Source organism: Dokdonella sp. (assembly GCF_049593775.1).
GTDB lineage: Bacteria > Pseudomonadota > Gammaproteobacteria > Xanthomonadales > Rhodanobacteraceae > Dokdonella.
This window is the reverse complement of record NZ_JBAWHJ010000477.1, coordinates 1-15071: the sequence shown is the minus strand read 5'-3', so window position 1 is coordinate 15071 and position 15071 is coordinate 1. Positions and strand designations below refer to the sequence as shown.

Sequence of the window (15071 nt, the reverse complement as noted above, 5' to 3'; positions counted from 1 at the left end):
TCGCGACTCCCTACAATCCAGTCCAGCCTATTTCCGGCTCCAGCGGAACTTCAATGCGCATGAACAAGCTGTTCGCCCTACTGACCCTGATTCTAGTCCTCTCCATTCCGATGGCCCAGGCGCAGCTCATGCCCAGCCAGCCGCTGGACGGCATCGTCGCCGTAGTTGACGAAGATGTGATCCTGCGAAGCCAACTGGATCGTCAGGTCGCCACGATCACGGCACAGTACGCAAAGAACCCGGAACAATTGCCGCCCCGCGCCGAACTCGAACGGCAGGTGCTCGACCGTCTGATCATGAACGAGTTGCAGGTGGCGCGCGCCAACAGCACCGGCATCAAGATCTCCGATGCCGAAGTCGACGACACACTGGCGCAGATCGCGCAGCAGAACAAATTGCAGGTTGGCCAGTTGCGCCAGGCCATCGAGGCTCAGGGCATGTCGTGGGATCAGTTCCGCCAGAACGTCTATGACGAATCATTGATCCGCCAGCTGCGCCAGCGCATCGTGCAGACTCGCGTGCAGATCAGTGACACCGAGATCGACCTCATGCTCAAGGCCGGTGGTGCGAAACGCGGCGAGCTCGATCTTGGCCACATCCAGATCACCCTGCCCGATGGCGCCACGCCCGAGCAGATCGCCACTGCACAGGCAAAGGCTGAGGATGTCACCCGTCAGATTCAGGGCGGCATGGACTTCTCCGCGGCCGCGATTCGCTATTCCGACGCGCCAAATGCTCTGGAGGGCGGCAATCTCGGCTGGCGCAGCTACGACGAACTACCGCCGGCGTTCACGGAAATCGCAGAACGCTTGCAGCCGGGACAGACCGCTGCACCCATCCGCGGACCGAACGGCTTCCATATCGTGAAGCTGATAGGCAAGCGCGCCCCTCAAGCCGAACTGGTCACCGAATACCACGCCCGCCATATCCTGATTCGCATCAGCGAAATCGTCAGCGCGGCGCAGGCCGAGAAGACCGTCCGCGAACTGCGCGAACGCATTCTTGCCGGAGGCAATTTCGGCGAGTTGGCGCGTGAATACTCCAACGACTCGAATACCGCCAACATCGGCGGCGACATGGGCTGGTTCCAGATCGGCGCCTGGGGCACCAAGGTTGCCGATGCCGTCCTGGCAACACCTCAGGGCCAGATCAGCGAGCCGTTCCAGAGTGATGCCGGCTGGCATATCCTGGAACTGCTTGGCCAGCGCACCGAGGACAAGACAGCCGAGGCTGATCGCGAACAGGCCCGCCAGACCCTGGGCAACCGAAAGGCCGAAGAGGAATACGAAAGCTTCCTGCGCCAGGTTCGCGCCGAAGCCTATATCGAGATCCGTCTGCCGGGAGCTACCGATGGCTCCGGACAATCCGGCTGAGCGACGCCGACCACGGTTGGCCCTGACCGCCGGTGAACCGGCCGGGGTCGGCCCTGAACTGATCGCCAGCCTTGCCGAAGAAGATTTCGGCGCCGATCTGATCATCATTGCCAATTCCGCATTGATGGCGGAGCGCGCCAGCCAGGCCGGAATTCAATTCGATCTGGCCAGGCACCACGCGTCATCCGGATCTGGTCGACTTCGCATCATTGACGTTGCCTTGGGCATGCCCTCAAAGGCCGGACAGCTGGAACCTGGCAATGCCCGGTATGTGCTGGAAACGCTGGCCATTGCCGCGACCGGGGCCGGCAACGGCGCGTTCGACGCCATCGTCACCGCGCCCGTGCACAAGGGCGTGATCAACGATGCGGGCATCCCGTTCAGTGGACACACCGAGTTCTTCGCGGCACGCGCCGCGAGCGACGTGGTCATGATGCTGGTCGCCGACCAGCTGCGCGTGGCCCTGGCCACGACTCACCTGCCACTGTCAGCCGTACCTGCTGCGATCACGCGGGAAGGCTTGCTCAGGATCCTGCGTATCCTCGACCACGACCTGCGCAGCCGCTTCGGTATCGAGGCCCCTGTGATCGCAGTGCTCGGACTGAATCCGCACGCAGGCGAAGGTGGCCATCTCGGTCGCGAGGAAATCGAGACTATCCAACCCGCACTCGAACAACTGCGCGGTGAGGGCCTCAACCTGGTCGGGCCACTGCCCGCCGACACGGCCTTCGTGCCGCGTCATCTCGAGCATTTCGATGCGGTCCTCGCGATGTACCACGACCAGGGGCTCCCGGTACTCAAGCACGCCGGATTCGGACATGCCGTGAACGTGACCCTCGGCCTGCCGTATGTGCGTACCTCGGTTGACCATGGCACTGCGCTGGATCTCGCCGGCAGCGGGCGCGCCGATGCAGGCAGCCTGCGTGCTGCGATCAGACTCGCGGTGGAGTTGGTCGCCAGCCGCTGAGTTGACGTCCAGTGCTTACTTGCCTGGATTGCCACGTGCTTTCGTTTGGTGGAGTTGGGTTTTCACTCCTCTTCAGCGAGCGAAAAGAAGCAGGAATGCCGCGCCGCGAAGCGGCGTAGCTCTTGGGAAACCCACACGCCACTCCTGCGATTTGGTGGCCACGCAAAGAGAAGTAACTCGCGCGCCGCAGGCGATCGAAAGCCCTTTGGAACTGGCTGGCCTGCAAAGTCTGCTGGACCACTACGCCAAGACCTCGCATATGCCTTCTCAAACCACCCGAGGAGCCCGCCGCCAAGGCTTGATTTCCAGCACCAGCGCAACCGCCAGCAAGACCAGGGCAAACCCGATTGCACCGGCCAGTGAGAGATGCTCCTGCAGGAACAACGCACCCCAGAGTTGCGCAAAGACCGGCACAAGGAACGTATTGGTCACGGCCTTCTCACTGCCGATGTCACTGAGCAATCGGAAATAAAGGATGTACGCCAGGCCCGTGCACACCAGCCCGAGTACAAGCAACGACAGGATCACCGACGTCGAAGGCATGACGGTCGGCAGACTCCACAATCCCAACGGCAGAATCGCCACGGCAGCGCCGAGTTGGCTGGAGCCGGCGAGGACCAGCGGATTCATGTCCGCATGGTGCTGGCGAATGAATATCGAGCTATAGGCATACAGCGCGGACGCGATGAAACACAGTCCGAATGCAACAATGGTCTGGGTATTGAGACCAATACTGCCGTAACGGGCCATCACCGCCACGCCGACCAATCCCACCACCACGCCGATTCGCTTCGACCAGGAAGGACGGGAACGCGATCCTGCCCAGAGCATGAGTACGGTAAACAGTGGCACGGTGGCATTGATCACGGCCATGTAACCAGCAGGCAGGCTGCGTGCCGCATAGGCGAAACACAGGAATGGAATCGCGGCACTCATCGTGCCGAGCAACAGCCAGTCTTTCCAGCGCCTGCGCAAGTCGAGCGAGCGTCCGAGGATGCGCAGCAGGATGACCAGCATGGTCGCCGCCAGGGCAAGGCGAACTGCCGCGGTGAAACCGGCGCCAACCTCGGGAACCGTAATGCGCTGGAAGAGAAATGATGCACCCCAGATCATTCCGAGCAGGATCAGGCGAATCAACGACGAAGTGGACATGACTACGGATCCGGGGGAAGGGCGGCAGCAGCGTCAGGTGGCTTGCGCGGGGAAGCCGGGCCCACACCCGCACGCAGGCGCACATGGTAAACCCGGGCGCATCGATTCGATATCGGTTGGCGCGACTTCGCACGGTTGTCCAGCAGAACCGCCGGGAATCCGGCATGCTGTAGACCCCGGCACGGTGGCGAAATCCACCTTGGCCTGCATGGCTGATCATGAACCCGTGACTCGATACTCAAGCCCGACATCCCTGGACTCAGCGCACGTCACGCGAAAGCGTTTCGGCCAGCACTTCCTGTGCGACGAGCAGATCATTTCGCGCATCGTGCAAGCGATCAATCCCCTGCCCGGACAGCGTATTGTCGAAATCGGGCCGGGTGAAGGCGCGATCACCCTGCCGATGTTGCGCAAGGCTGGCAAGTTGACAGTGATCGAGCTTGATCGCGACCTGGTGCCGCGCATCGCCGCGAAATGTGCGGGGGTTGGCGAAGTCGAGATCATCAACGCCGATGTGCTCAATGTCGATCTCTCGGCCCTGGCCGGCAGCGAGAAGCTCCGCGTCGTCGGCAATCTTCCGTACAACATTTCATCGCCGATCCTGTTCCACTGCATCGAACACCTCGACGTCATCTCCGACATGTATTTCATGCTGCAGAAAGAGGTCGTCGAACGCATGGCGGCAGCGCCGGGCAGCAAGGTCTATGGGCGCCTCAGCGTCATGCTGCAGCTCGCCTGCAAGGTCGAGGCGCTGCTGCCGGTTCCACCCGAATCATTTCGCCCGCCGCCGAAAGTCGACTCGGCGATCGTGGGTCTCACTCCATTGCCGCGCGAGGATCGCCCCGTCGCGCACATGGACTGTATCGCGCGCCTGGTTCGGGCTGCCTTCGGTCAGCGCCGGAAAACGCTGTCGAATTCACTCGACGGCCTTGCCAGCGCTGATGACATGCGTAGCGTTGAAATCGATCCACGCGCTCGCGCGGAACAGCTTGCGCCCCAGGCATTTGTCGCCCTGGCCCGGCATCTGGCCCAGAAATCGACACCGACGCCGTCCTGATTGGAGGTGGCGGGTGTGCGTCTCACGGGCCGAATTTCGGCTCCCGGCTTGCCGACGGCCAGCCACTCCCCGACAATCAGTACCATGACCTTGAAAAAATCCCACGATATCGCCGTTTCCGTCGAGGCCCAGTTCATCGACGAGCAATCCAGGCCGCTGGAAGACCACTACGTATTCGCCTACACCATCACGATCCACAATCGCGGAACACTTGCCGCGCGGCTTATCAGCCGCCACTGGATCATCACCGATGGCAATGGTGGTATCCGCGAAGTCCGTGGCGACGGCGTGGTCGGCGAGCAGCCGTCGATGGGACCTGGCGAGGGCTACGAGTACACATCGGGAGCGATACTCGAGACATCGGTTGGAACCATGCATGGCAGCTATCAGATGCTGGCCGAGGACGGCACGCGTTTCGACGCCGACATTCCGTCATTTGTCCTGTCCATACCGCGGACGCTCCACTAGTGGCCTGCCGCAGATGTGGTTCCGGCGCGATGAACCGATGAGCGCGCAGAACTGACATGGCAGTCTGGGCCATTGGCGACATCCAGGGCTGCTACGACGAGCTGGCCAGGCTGATCGAGAAGATCAACTACGATCCGGCTCGGGATGCCTTGTGGTTTTGTGGTGACCTGGTCAATCGCGGCGGGCAATCTCTGGAAGTGCTCCGCCTGGTCAAGTCACTCAACGAAAACACCGTGGTCACGCTGGGCAATCACGATTTGTCACTGCTCGCCGTCAGCGTGCGCAGCGAGCAGGAACAGGCCAAGGTCAATCCCGAATTGCGCACGGTGCTGTTCGCACCGGACCGCCGCGAATTGCTCGACTGGTTGCGTCATCGCCCGTTGCTGCACACCGATCGCAATCTCGGCATGATGATGGTGCACGCAGGACTCGCGCCAAGCTGGGATGTTTCGCGAGCCGAAAGTGTCGCGCGCGAAATCGAATCGCGACTTCGCGCCGACGACTACCAGCGACTGCTCAAGCAGATGTTCGGCAACAAGCCGGATACATGGTCGAACCGCTTGCGCGGCATCGAACGCCTGCGCGCCGGCATCAACGTGTTCACGCGGATGCGCTACTGCGATGTGCGCGGGCGCATCGCGTTCTCTGAAAAGGGCATGCCCGGCACCCAGCGCCCAGGACACTATCCATGGTTCTCGGTCCCCGGCCACGCGCGACGCGACTTGCGCATCGTTTGCGGCCACTGGTCGACCCTGGGCCGGTTCGCCGGCCTGGGCATCTACGCAATCGACACCGGTTGCGTGTGGGGCGGTGCATTGACCGCCCTGCGTCTCGATATCGAGGATCCCCAGTTTGTCGTGCTCAAGTCCGACCGGCCGACTCCGGCTGGCAAGTTCATCGAATAACGACCGAACTCAGGTGCGCGTGTAGTCCGTGAATCGAAACGGCAAGGCGTGCTTGTCATCTACCGCGTGGTGCTGCTCCGATACGATGGTCCAGCGTGACTGCTCGAATTCGGGAAACCAGGTATCTGCCGATTCGGCCCGGGTATCGACCCAGGTCAGGTACATTCTCTCGGCACGCTGGATGGCGAGGGCGTAGATCTCGCCGCCGCCAATCACCATCAGGTCGTTGACGCCTGCCCGCTCGATGGCAGCATCCAGCGAATCAACCACGACCTGGCCCTCGTAGGGCGCCACGCCGCTGCGCGACATCACGAGGTTCTCGCGGCCAGGCAAGGCGCGCCCGATCGACAACGCGGTCTTGCGCCCCATCAGTACCGACGTGCCGAGAGTGAGTCGCTTGAAGCGCTTGAGATCATCGGGTAGATGCCAGGGCATGGTGCCATCGCGACCGATGGCGAGGCCCTGATCCAGTGCCGCAATCAGTGCAATCACACGGCCACCGGCGCCTTGATGGCCTTGTCGGAAACGTAGTTCTCGATCGTGATGTCCTCGAAACGAAAATCGAACACGGATGTCACGTCGGGATTGAGATTCAGGGTCGGCAAGGCGTGCGGGGTTCGCGACAACTGCTCGCGCGCCTGCTCGAAGTGATTCAGATACAGGTGTGCATCGCCGAGCGTATGCACGAAATCACCGACCTTCAGGCCGCATACCTGCGCGACCATGTGGGTCAGCAGCGCGTAGCTGGCAATGTTGAACGGCACTCCGAGGAAAATATCACCGGATCGCTGGTAGAGCTGGCAGGACAGCTTGCCGTCGGCCACATGGAACTGGAACATCGTGTGACATGGCTGCAAGGCCATGGCGTCGAGCTCGGCCACGTTCCATGCGCTGACCACCAGCCGCCGCGAATCGGGGTTGCGCCGGATCTCGTCTATCAGCCAGGAAATCTGATCGATGCTGCGCCCGTCCGGACATTGCCAGGAGCGCCACTGTTTTCCATAGACCGGTCCGAGATTGCCGTTGGCATCGGCCCACTCGTCCCAGATGCCGACGCCGTTGTCCTTGAGATAGCCAATATTGGTGTCGCCCTGCAGAAACCAGATCAGCTCGTGGATGATCGAACGCAGATGGAGCTTCTTGGTGGTGACCAGCGGAAATCCGCGGGCCAGGTCGAAACGCATCTGCCAGCCGAACACCGAATGTGTACCGGTCCCGGTGCGATCGGCCTTCGGCGTGCCCTGCTCGAGCACATGCCGGAGCAGGTCGAGGTACTGCTTCATTCCCTGACCTCCCTGGGCGGATCGTTGACCACGCGAGGCTGCAGCGTTGGTGAGCGACGCGACATCAGGATCCAGACCAGGCCAATCGCAATCAATGGCAGCGAGAGTATTTGCCCCATGGTCAGCCAGCCCCAGGCAAGAGTGCCGAGCTGTGCATCAGGCTCGCGCACGAACTCCACGCCGAAGCGGAAAATTCCGTAGAGCAGGGCGAACAAGCCCGAGATCAGGTAGCGCGGCCGCGGCTTCATCGAAACCACGTACAGCACACAGAACAGCAGGACACCCTCCAGCGCCATCTGATACAGCTGCGAAGGATGACGGGCTTCATGATCCAGCTGACCGGCTGCGGCCATCGCCTTCAGTTGCTCGAAGCTGTGGCCGGCGGTCTCGATGGCGCGCGGAAAGATCATTCCCCAGGCCGCATCGGTGTGTCGTCCCCACAACTCGCCACCGACAAAATTGCCAAGGCGTCCAACGCCAAGTCCGATCGGCACCAGCGGTGCGACGAAATCCATGACGTCGAAGAAATGCAGACCATTGCGCCGCGCCCATAGCCACATGGCTGCGAATACACCGAGCAGCCCGCCATGGAATGACATGCCACCTTCCCAGATACGGAAAAGGGACAATGGATTGGCGATCAGGTCGGCTGTTCCATAGAACAGCATGTAGCCGACGCGGCCACCGAGGATCACACCGATGGCTCCATAGAAGACGAGATCGGAGAATGCGGTCGGCCCGACCGGCAGACGCCCCATCCGCCGTCGCCGCTCACCCAGAAACCAGAACGAGCCGAACGCCACGAGGTACATGATGCCGTACCAGTGCACGGCCAGCGGACCAATGGAGAACGCGATGGGATCGAAATCTACGAAAAAGTGCATGGGTTCTTCTGGGTGAAAGATCGCAAGGTCATCAATGCATTATCAGGCCGGCAGGATTCGCAGCACAAATCCCTTCAGATACTCGGTTTCGACAATGGCGGGATGGATCGGATGATCCGGACCCTGCTGCAAATTCCAGAGCAGCTGCGCCTGACGATCAAGATGGCGTGCACCTTGCTGCACACCGTCGAGCAGCACCGTGCGTGGCATGTGGTACGAGCATGAGCAGGTGATCAGGATGCCGTCGCGCTCGAGTGCCTGCATGCCAAGCTCGTTCAGGCGTCGATAGGCGATACGGCCTTCCGCCAGATCCTTCTTGCGCTTCACGAAGGCGGGTGGATCGAGGATGACAACATCGAAGCGCTCGCGCTGCTCGCGCAGCGCCTTCAGATAGTCGAATGCATCGGCACGCACGGCCGACACACGATCAGCGAGCCCGTTGCGCTCGATGTTGCGCGTGATCAGGTCGACTGCGGGCTGCGAGGCATCGACACAGACGACCTCGCCGGCTCCGTAGGCCGCGGCACGCAAGCCCCAGCCACCGAGGTAGCTGAACATGTCGAGCACGCGCTTGCCCTTGACCAGGTGTTCCAGGCAATCGCGATTGCCACGCTGGTCGTAGAACCAGCCGGTCTTCTGGCCGCCGACCGGGTCGCATTCGAATTCCAGCCCGGCCTCGCGCACGATCATGGGTTCGCTGGCCGGCTCGCCGACGCCAAGGTCGGCGTATTCCGGCAGACCCTCCATCGAACGTGCCGATGAATCGTTCTTCCACCACAACTGGCGCGGCTTGATGACCTTGACGATGGCCTCGGTGATCGCCTCGATCATGCGCTCCATGCCGGCCGTGGTGGTCTGCGCCACGATGACGTCACCGAAGCGATCAACCGTGAGTCCGGGGAGGCCATCCGATTCACCGAACACGAGGCGATAGTAAGGCTCGCCGAACAGACGCTCGCGCAGGGCCAGGGCAACCTTCAGCCGGTGCACGATCAGGGACTTGTCCAGGGCGTGTTCAAGGCCACGATTGACCAGGCGCGCGCAGATCAGCGAATTCGGATTGACATAGCCGACGCCGATGGGTTTGTCGCGACTGTCTACAATTGCGCAGGCCTGGCCGACCTCGAAGCCTGACAGCGGCGAGCGTTGCACATCGACTTCGTTGGAGAACACCCAGAGATGTCCCCCACGCAAGCGCGTATCTTCACCGCGCTTCAAATACAGCGCGGGGAGCTGGATCTCGTCAGACACGTTGGCAATCCTGGATTGGAATCAGGCCGATAGTGTACGCGGTGGTGCGCAGCACGACTGGCACGCTGCATGAACCAGACACTTCAGGCATTGCGGGCACGCTTGCGTGCCCACAGATTCAGGGCTTCGACGGCGATCGAGAAACCCATGGCGAAATATACGTAGCCGCGCGGAATATGCAGTTCGAGACCATCCGCGATAAGCACGACGCCGACCAGAATCAGGAAGGCAAGCGCGAGCATGCGCAGGGTTGGATGTCGATCGATGAAGTCACCGACCGGGTTGGAGGCAAAGATCATCACGGCCACGGCCAGGATGATTGCGGCAACCATGACCACGATCTCGTTGACCATGCCGATCGCGGTGATCACCGAATCGAGGGAAAAGACGATGTCGATGATCGCGATCTGCACGATGACGAAGGTGAATGAGGCGAACACGCGGCCTTCGACACTGTCATTGCGCGCGCCCTCGACTTCCTGGTGAATCTCCATGACTGCCTTGACCAGCAGAAACAGGCCACCGCCAATCAGGATCAGGTCGCGCAGGGAAAAAATCTGATCGTTGAATTCAAAAAGGCCCATGCGCTTGTCGTCGAGGCCGGCAAGGAAGGACAGGAAGAGCAGCAGCGCAATGCGTGTCAGGCAGGCGAACCCCAGGCCGACCTTGCGCGCCAGCGGGCGTTGCTCGGGAGCCAGCCGACTGACCGCTATGGAGACAAACACGAGGTTGTCGACGCCGAGGACGATCTCCAGGGCGGCAAGAGTGAACAGGGCGGCCCAGAAGTGGGGATCAGCGAGAAGTTCCACCATCTATTCCACGCCGAGTTCAGGAAAACCGCTGCCAGAGGATGAGTCCCCAACACAGCATGACGTTGAGCATGAGCAACATGACCGCCGCCGATCCCATGTCCTTGGCGCGACCAGCCAGTTCGTGAAACTCGGGACTGACCTTGTCGACCACGGCCTCGACTGCGGAATTGAGCAGCTCCGCCGACAGCACCAGGACCAGGCTTCCACACAAAACCGATTTTTCGACGGCACCCTGGCCCAACCAGAGCCCTGCCGGAAACAGGAAGAGCGAGAGGTAGACCTCCAGGCGAAACGAGGCTTCGTGCGTCCAGGCTGCGCGCAAACCCTTGATCGACCAGACCATGGCGCGTGCAATCTGGCGCGGACCACGCGGCTCAGTACTCGGCATGAAGGCACTCGCTCGAGGATGGCAGGTCGACTTCGGCACGTCCGTTATCCGGAGCGGGGGGAAAAACTCGTTGCATCGAACAGTGGAGCATGGGAGATTCACCCTCGTCCAGAAACTGGCGATACGAAACTGCCGGATTCATTCCTGCGTTGCCATCGTTTGTCCAAAGGTCTGGAAAATCAGCGCGCTATGATGCCATAAAGCTGCGAGTGGGCTGCCTGCAGCAGTGGGGCAGCCCGTGAGCCGCCGGCGATTTCGCTCAGGAGTACCGATGAATCGACGTTTTCTGCTGATTGCCGCCCTGATCGCTGCGAGCCTGCTTGCATCGGGTTTGCTGCTGCTGGATTTTCCACTGGCACACTGGATCCGTGATTCGGGCCTGGCCAATGCAAAATTCTTCACTGCTGGCCTGGGTGTGCTGGACATGCTGCTCGGCTTGCGCGTCTCGTACTGGCTGGCGGCGGCAGTACTGATTCCGCTTGGCCTGCTCGGCATCGTGTTTGCCGCTTTCATCCGCCTGCCACGCGGGCTGGCGCCCGCCCTGCTCGTGGCCGGGATGACACAGGCCCTGACGATCGGCCTGATGATGCTGGGCAAGAACGGATTTGGCCGACTGCGGCCCACGGAATTCTTTGAATCGGGGGACTGGACCAGCCTGTGGTTCGTGGGCGGCGGCTCCTTTCCGTCCGGTCACGCCTCCTTTTATTTCGGCCTGTTCCTGCCACTGGCCGCTGCCGCTCCCAAGGCATGGCAGCGAGCCACCCTGGTCGCCATTCCAGTATTCGTAGCCGCAGCCCGTCTCGACATGCTCCGGCACTTCCTGTCGGATGTCGCCGCATCCGCGCTGATTGCGGCGTGCGTGGCCTTGCTCCTGAATCCACTCATGCAGCGCTGGCAGCCCAGGAGTCATCCGGCTTAGGCATCCGCTCCTGCTGCAAGACGATGCCCGATACTGATGACACATTCCTGATGCCCGCCATCAATCCACTGAGCTCGCAAAGCGGGCGCAGCTGGCCGCACGGCCCGCGTCAACTGGTTGCCACACTGGCGTGGTTGCGGCTTTGCGCCATTGCGGGCCAGGCCCTGACTGTCCTGTTCGTCTCACAGGTCCTGGGCTTGCCGATCGCCGTGGCGCCATTGTTCGCAGGCATTGGCGTACTGGCGCTTTTTTGTCTTTTTGCGTTCTGGCGATTGCGTCAGCCGAAACCTATCGGGGCAATGCAGCCAGTCGCACATATCGCCGTCGACACACTTGTGCTCGGCTACCTGCTATACCTGACCGGCGGCGCGAGCAATCCGTTCGTGTTCCTGCTGGTAATGCCGATCACACTGGCGGCCACGGCCCTGCCGCTGCGCTCGGTCGCCATGGTCGCGGCACTTTCCACTGCGACTTACCTGTTGCTGATGTTCTTCGAAGTCCCGTTGCCGGAAATGCGTGGCGGCCGGCTGCTGAGTGGATTCAACTTGCACCTGACTGGCATGGCCATCAGTTTCGCGATCACTGCTGGCATGCTGGGCTTTTTCATCGCACGCCTGGCGCGCGCGCTGCGTGCGCAACAGGCAGAAGCCGAGCTGGAACGTGAGCGGACGCTGCGCGACGAAGGCATCCTTGCCATCGCGACCCAGGCTGCAAGTACTGCCCACGAGCTCAATACACCGCTATCCACGATTCGCACCCTGCTCGGCGAACTGGGTCGCGAGCACGTCGCGGATGCCACGCTGTCTGCCGATATCGGCCTGCTGGCCGGCCAGGCAGATCGCTGCCGCGACATCCTCAAGGATCTGGTCAAGATCGGCAGCAACCAGTTGGCCGGCGTTGCCGAATCGATGAGCGTGCTTGAATTCGCCGACGCCGCCAGGCAGTCGATCAATCTGCTGCGACCCGAGATCGAAGTCCGCTTCGATGTCGATGAGTCCACTGGCGAGCGGCGCATTTCCGTGGTGCCCGCCCTGCAGCACGCCCTGATCAACCTGCTCAACAACGCCGCCGATGCATCGCTGGCAAATGGTGAGTCCCGCGTCGAGCTTGAAGTTGGTGGCAACGACCAGATACTTGAACTGAAGGTCCGCGATTTTGGTGTCGGCATGCAGACGGCGCTGAAGCGAAGGCCGGGATTGCGCTTCGAATCGACCAAGCGCGATGGCCTCGGACTCGGACTGGCGCTGGCAAATGCCACGGCCGAGCGCTTTGGTGGCACGCTCAGTGCCGAAACCGTGGAAGATGGCGGAATCCGCCAACGTTTGCGTCTACCCCTCGCCGCACTGGAGAATGTGTCCAATGAACAGTGAACCCGCCGGTCGCGTCTTGCTGGTCGATGACGACGCCGTCTTCGTCCAGGTACTTGGCAGGGCGTTGGGCACGCGTGGCTTCGAAGTCAGCACTGCGCTCGACAGCACCCAGGCGCTGGCCCGATGCGCGGAATTTCAGCCACGCTTTGTCGTGCTTGATCTCAAGCTCGGCGCGGAAAACGGACTGGCGCTGATTCCCCGATTGATGGCGGCTCGGCCAGGACTGCGCATTTTGCTGCTGACGGGCTACGCATCGATTGCGACGGCAGTGGAGGCGATCAAGCGGGGCGCGCACGATTATCTGGCCAAACCGGTGGATGCCGACCAGGTTGTCCAGGCCCTGCTAGGGCATGCTTCCGAATCCAGCGCGGATTCGGACCTGCTGCCAAACGCACCGCCTCCGTTGAAACGCCTGGAATGGGAACATATCCAGCGCGTCCTGGCTGAATGCGATGGCAATATTTCAGAGGCCGCCCGGAGACTCGGATTGCACCGACGCACCTTGCAACGCAAGCTTGCCAAGCGTCCCGTCCGCGAAAACGCACCACGCTGAAGTCACACCGGGGCTTGCTTGAGGTCCTTACTGCCCTATTGGGCGACCAGGTCATTCAGCGTCTTTTCCAGCGCTGGCCATACGTTTTCGAGCAGGTCCGGCTGGGCCTCAGCGGTGGGATGCAGGCCGTCGTCCTGCATCCGGGCCGGGTCCAGGGCCACGCCTTCGAGCAGGAACGGGACCAATGGCACGTTGAATTCTTCCGATAAATCCCGATACATGGAACGCAGGCCATCGCGATACTGCGGCCCATAGTTGATCGGAATCTCCGTTCCGACCAGCAGGACCCGGGCATCTGCGTCACTGCTGAGCTGAAGGATGCGGCTCAGGTTTTCACGCGGCGCGGATAGCGGAAGGCCTCGCAACGCATCGTTGGCACCCAATTCGACAACAATGAGGGCGGGCTTGTGCTCAGTCAGCAGGTTCTCCAGCCGCGCCAGTCCACCCGCGGTCGTTTCACCGCTGATCGATGCATTGACCACCCCGCGTTCGGGTTGAGCCTGTTGCAGGCGGTCACGCAACAGGGTGACCCATCCCTGATCGGTATTGATGCCATAGGCGGCGGAAAGTGAATCGCCCAGCACGAGAACCGGCCGCGCCGGCGAATCAGCCAGCAACGATGACGAATGCAATACCACGAACAGCAAGAGAAGGATGTTGCGCAACATGAATAACGAATCCACGACAGTGCTCAGTGCCGACAAGCTTAGCAAAGCAGTCGATGGGCCCGACGGGCGTCTGGTCATCCTTGACGAAGTCAGTCTTGCTGTCGATCGGGGTGACAGCCTGGCCATCGTTGGTGCTTCCGGCTCTGGCAAGACGACCCTGCTCGGCCTGTTGGCCGGGCTTGATCGACCCAGCAGCGGTACGGTGGTGCTGGCCGGTGAATCGCTGAATGCCCTGGACGAGGAAGCGCGTGCCCGCGTGCGACGGCGCATGGTTGGCTTCGTGTTCCAGTCGTTCCATCTGCTGCCGGCGCTCAATGCCGAAGAAAACGTCATGCTGCCGCTGGAGCTGGAAGGCCGGGACGACGCACGTGAACGCGCCGCCAGCGTGCTCGCCGATGTCGGCCTTGGCAAACGTCTGCATCACTATCCGCATCAGCTCTCGGGTGGCGAGCAGCAGCGTGTCGCACTCGCGCGCGCATTCGTGCACGGGCCGCAGCTGCTTTTCGCTGACGAACCGACAGGCAACCTCGACCAGCGCACCGGCGCTGCAGTGAGCGATTTGCTGTTCGAACTCAATCGCGAGCACCAGACCACGCTTGTCCTGGTCAGTCATGATCTCGGCCTTGCCTCCCGCTGCGGCCGCACCTTGCGCCTGCGCGATGGCCGCGTCATCGAGGATGAATCGTGAAACCGTTGAGCTTTGCCGCGCGCAGCCTGCGCAGGGAGTTTCGGCAGGGCGAACTGGCCACGCTGGCCGCAGCCCTGGTCCTGGCGGTTGCTGCGCTGGCTGCCGTCGGCACTCTGGCTACCCGGGTCGAAAACGCAATCCTGGCTTCCGCTTCCGATCTTCTGGGTGGGGATCTTGGCGTCAGCGCGCGACGTACGGACCTGCCTGATACGTTCAGCAGCCAGGCCGACAGCCTGGGCTTGCGCAGCAGTCGCAGTGTCGAATTCTCCAGCGTCGTGTTTGCTGGCGAGAACAGCCAGTTCAGCGAAGTGCGTGCTGTCGACAGCAATTTCC

Annotated in this window: 17 protein-coding genes and 1 pseudogene; 10 read left to right on the top strand and 8 right to left on the bottom strand. The window is 61.7% G+C overall.

Going from position 1 to position 15071, the window contains the following annotated elements:
• Positions 1-59 precede the first annotated feature (59 nt).
• On the top strand, positions 60-1373 hold the full coding sequence (locus WBP53_RS16410) for a peptidylprolyl isomerase (protein ID WP_423930825.1): 1314 nt from the start codon (positions 60-62) through the stop codon (positions 1371-1373).
• Complete coding sequence (pdxA, locus tag WBP53_RS16405) at positions 1351-2340, top strand: 4-hydroxythreonine-4-phosphate dehydrogenase PdxA (RefSeq protein WP_423930824.1); 990 nt, start codon at positions 1351-1353, stop codon at positions 2338-2340. The genes WBP53_RS16410 and pdxA overlap by 23 nt, the downstream gene beginning before the upstream one ends.
• 267 nt (positions 2341-2607) lie before the next feature.
• Here pdxA and WBP53_RS16400 read toward each other — a convergent pair whose 3' ends face one another.
• Positions 2608-3492 (bottom strand): DMT family transporter, encoded by an 885-nt coding sequence (locus WBP53_RS16400; RefSeq protein ID WP_423930823.1) that lies wholly within the window; start codon positions 3490-3492, stop codon positions 2608-2610.
• Positions 3493-3700: 208 nt separating this feature from the next.
• Here WBP53_RS16400 and rsmA point away from each other — a divergent pair, with 208 nt between their 5' ends.
• The 3 genes from rsmA to WBP53_RS16385 all read left to right on the top strand — a co-directional run bounded on the left by rsmA (position 3701) and on the right by WBP53_RS16385 (position 5922).
• Complete coding sequence (gene rsmA / locus WBP53_RS16395) at positions 3701-4549, top strand: 16S rRNA (adenine(1518)-N(6)/adenine(1519)-N(6))-dimethyltransferase RsmA (RefSeq protein ID WP_423930822.1); 849 nt, start codon at positions 3701-3703, stop codon at positions 4547-4549.
• An 84-nt stretch (positions 4550-4633) separates the two neighbouring features.
• Positions 4634-5017, top strand: a complete 384-nt coding sequence (apaG, locus tag WBP53_RS16390) for a Co2+/Mg2+ efflux protein ApaG (protein ID WP_423930821.1) — start codon at positions 4634-4636, stop codon at positions 5015-5017.
• Between the two features lie 56 nt (positions 5018-5073).
• Entirely contained in the window at positions 5074-5922 is an 849-nt protein-coding gene (locus tag WBP53_RS16385; RefSeq protein ID WP_423930820.1) for a symmetrical bis(5'-nucleosyl)-tetraphosphatase, read from the top strand.
• Between the two features lie 9 nt (positions 5923-5931).
• Here the strand turns inward: WBP53_RS16385 and WBP53_RS16380 are convergent, their stop codons facing one another.
• The 6 genes from WBP53_RS16380 to WBP53_RS16355 form a co-directional block, all read right to left on the bottom strand.
• Positions 5932-6411 carry a dihydrofolate reductase gene (locus WBP53_RS16380; RefSeq protein ID WP_423930838.1) on the bottom strand — a complete coding sequence of 160 codons (480 nt, stop codon included), beginning with the start codon at positions 6409-6411 and terminating at the stop codon, positions 5932-5934.
• Entirely contained in the window at positions 6411-7205 is a 795-nt protein-coding gene (locus WBP53_RS16375; protein WP_423930819.1) for a thymidylate synthase, read from the bottom strand. Before WBP53_RS16375 ends, WBP53_RS16380 begins: the two co-directional genes overlap by 1 nt.
• Positions 7202-8089 (bottom strand): prolipoprotein diacylglyceryl transferase, encoded by an 888-nt coding sequence (gene lgt / locus WBP53_RS16370; RefSeq protein WP_423930818.1) that lies wholly within the window; start codon positions 8087-8089, stop codon positions 7202-7204. Before lgt ends, WBP53_RS16375 begins: the two co-directional genes overlap by 4 nt.
• Before the next feature lie 42 nt (positions 8090-8131).
• On the bottom strand, positions 8132-9328 hold the full coding sequence (locus tag WBP53_RS16365; protein ID WP_423930837.1) for a class I SAM-dependent rRNA methyltransferase: 1197 nt from the start codon (positions 9326-9328) through the stop codon (positions 8132-8134).
• A 95-nt stretch (positions 9329-9423) separates the two neighbouring features.
• Positions 9424-10149, bottom strand: coding sequence for a TerC family protein (locus tag WBP53_RS16360; protein ID WP_423930817.1), 726 nt, complete (start codon positions 10147-10149; stop codon positions 9424-9426).
• A gap of 19 nt (positions 10150-10168) precedes the next feature.
• Positions 10169-10540, bottom strand: coding sequence for a diacylglycerol kinase (locus tag WBP53_RS16355; protein WP_423930816.1), 372 nt, complete (start codon positions 10538-10540; stop codon positions 10169-10171).
• Positions 10541-10811: 271 nt separating this feature from the next.
• Here WBP53_RS16355 and WBP53_RS16350 point away from each other — a divergent pair, with 271 nt between their 5' ends.
• Genes WBP53_RS16350 through WBP53_RS16340 form a run of 3 tightly spaced genes read left to right on the top strand, consistent with a single transcriptional unit; the run spans position 10812 to position 13382 of the window.
• A complete protein-coding gene (locus WBP53_RS16350; protein WP_423930815.1) occupies positions 10812-11459 on the top strand; it encodes a phosphatase PAP2 family protein in 648 nt (215 codons plus the stop codon).
• Positions 11460-11482: 23 nt separating this feature from the next.
• On the top strand, positions 11483-12829 hold the full coding sequence (locus WBP53_RS16345) for an ATP-binding protein (protein ID WP_423930814.1): 1347 nt from the start codon (positions 11483-11485) through the stop codon (positions 12827-12829).
• On the top strand, positions 12810-13382 hold the full coding sequence (locus WBP53_RS16340) for a response regulator transcription factor (protein WP_423930813.1): 573 nt from the start codon (positions 12810-12812) through the stop codon (positions 13380-13382). The genes WBP53_RS16345 and WBP53_RS16340 overlap by 20 nt, the downstream gene beginning before the upstream one ends.
• 35 nt (positions 13383-13417) lie before the next feature.
• Here WBP53_RS16340 and WBP53_RS16335 read toward each other — a convergent pair whose 3' ends face one another.
• Entirely contained in the window at positions 13418-14050 is a 633-nt protein-coding gene (locus WBP53_RS16335; protein ID WP_423930812.1) for an arylesterase, read from the bottom strand.
• Between WBP53_RS16335 and WBP53_RS16330 the strand changes: the two genes are divergently transcribed.
• Positions 14049-14738, top strand: coding sequence for an ABC transporter ATP-binding protein (locus tag WBP53_RS16330; protein WP_423930811.1), 690 nt, complete (start codon positions 14049-14051; stop codon positions 14736-14738). The genes WBP53_RS16335 and WBP53_RS16330 overlap by 2 nt on opposite strands.
• A pseudogene (locus WBP53_RS16325) lies at positions 14735-15071 on the top strand (hypothetical protein); the annotation flags it as partial. The gene WBP53_RS16330 and the pseudogene WBP53_RS16325, both read left to right, overlap by 4 nt.

What these genes read in the sequence shown, in the direction of transcription:
- apaG (WP_423930821.1), top strand. Translation starts at nt 4,634, where the DNA reads ATGACCTTGAAAAAATCCCACGATATCGCCGTTTCCGTCGAGGCCCAG.
- lgt (WP_423930818.1), bottom strand. Translation starts at nt 8,089, where the DNA reads ATGCACTTTTTCGTAGATTTCGATCCCATCGCGTTCTCCATTGGTCCG.
- WBP53_RS16410 (WP_423930825.1), top strand. Translation starts at nt 60, where the DNA reads ATGAACAAGCTGTTCGCCCTACTGACCCTGATTCTAGTCCTCTCCATT.
- WBP53_RS16350 (WP_423930815.1), top strand. Translation starts at nt 10,812, where the DNA reads ATGAATCGACGTTTTCTGCTGATTGCCGCCCTGATCGCTGCGAGCCTG.
- rsmA (WP_423930822.1), top strand. Translation starts at nt 3,701, where the DNA reads ATGGCTGATCATGAACCCGTGACTCGATACTCAAGCCCGACATCCCTG.
- WBP53_RS16400 (WP_423930823.1), bottom strand. Translation starts at nt 3,492, where the DNA reads ATGTCCACTTCGTCGTTGATTCGCCTGATCCTGCTCGGAATGATCTGG.
- pdxA (WP_423930824.1), top strand. Translation starts at nt 1,351, where the DNA reads ATGGCTCCGGACAATCCGGCTGAGCGACGCCGACCACGGTTGGCCCTG.
- WBP53_RS16355 (WP_423930816.1), bottom strand. Translation starts at nt 10,540, where the DNA reads ATGCCGAGTACTGAGCCGCGTGGTCCGCGCCAGATTGCACGCGCCATG.
- WBP53_RS16385 (WP_423930820.1), top strand. Translation starts at nt 5,074, where the DNA reads ATGGCAGTCTGGGCCATTGGCGACATCCAGGGCTGCTACGACGAGCTG.
- WBP53_RS16330 (WP_423930811.1), top strand. Translation starts at nt 14,049, where the DNA reads ATGAATAACGAATCCACGACAGTGCTCAGTGCCGACAAGCTTAGCAAA.
- WBP53_RS16375 (WP_423930819.1), bottom strand. Translation starts at nt 7,205, where the DNA reads ATGAAGCAGTACCTCGACCTGCTCCGGCATGTGCTCGAGCAGGGCACG.
- WBP53_RS16345 (WP_423930814.1), top strand. Translation starts at nt 11,483, where the DNA reads ATGCCCGATACTGATGACACATTCCTGATGCCCGCCATCAATCCACTG.
- WBP53_RS16340 (WP_423930813.1), top strand. Translation starts at nt 12,810, where the DNA reads ATGTGTCCAATGAACAGTGAACCCGCCGGTCGCGTCTTGCTGGTCGAT.
- WBP53_RS16335 (WP_423930812.1), bottom strand. Translation starts at nt 14,050, where the DNA reads ATGTTGCGCAACATCCTTCTCTTGCTGTTCGTGGTATTGCATTCGTCA.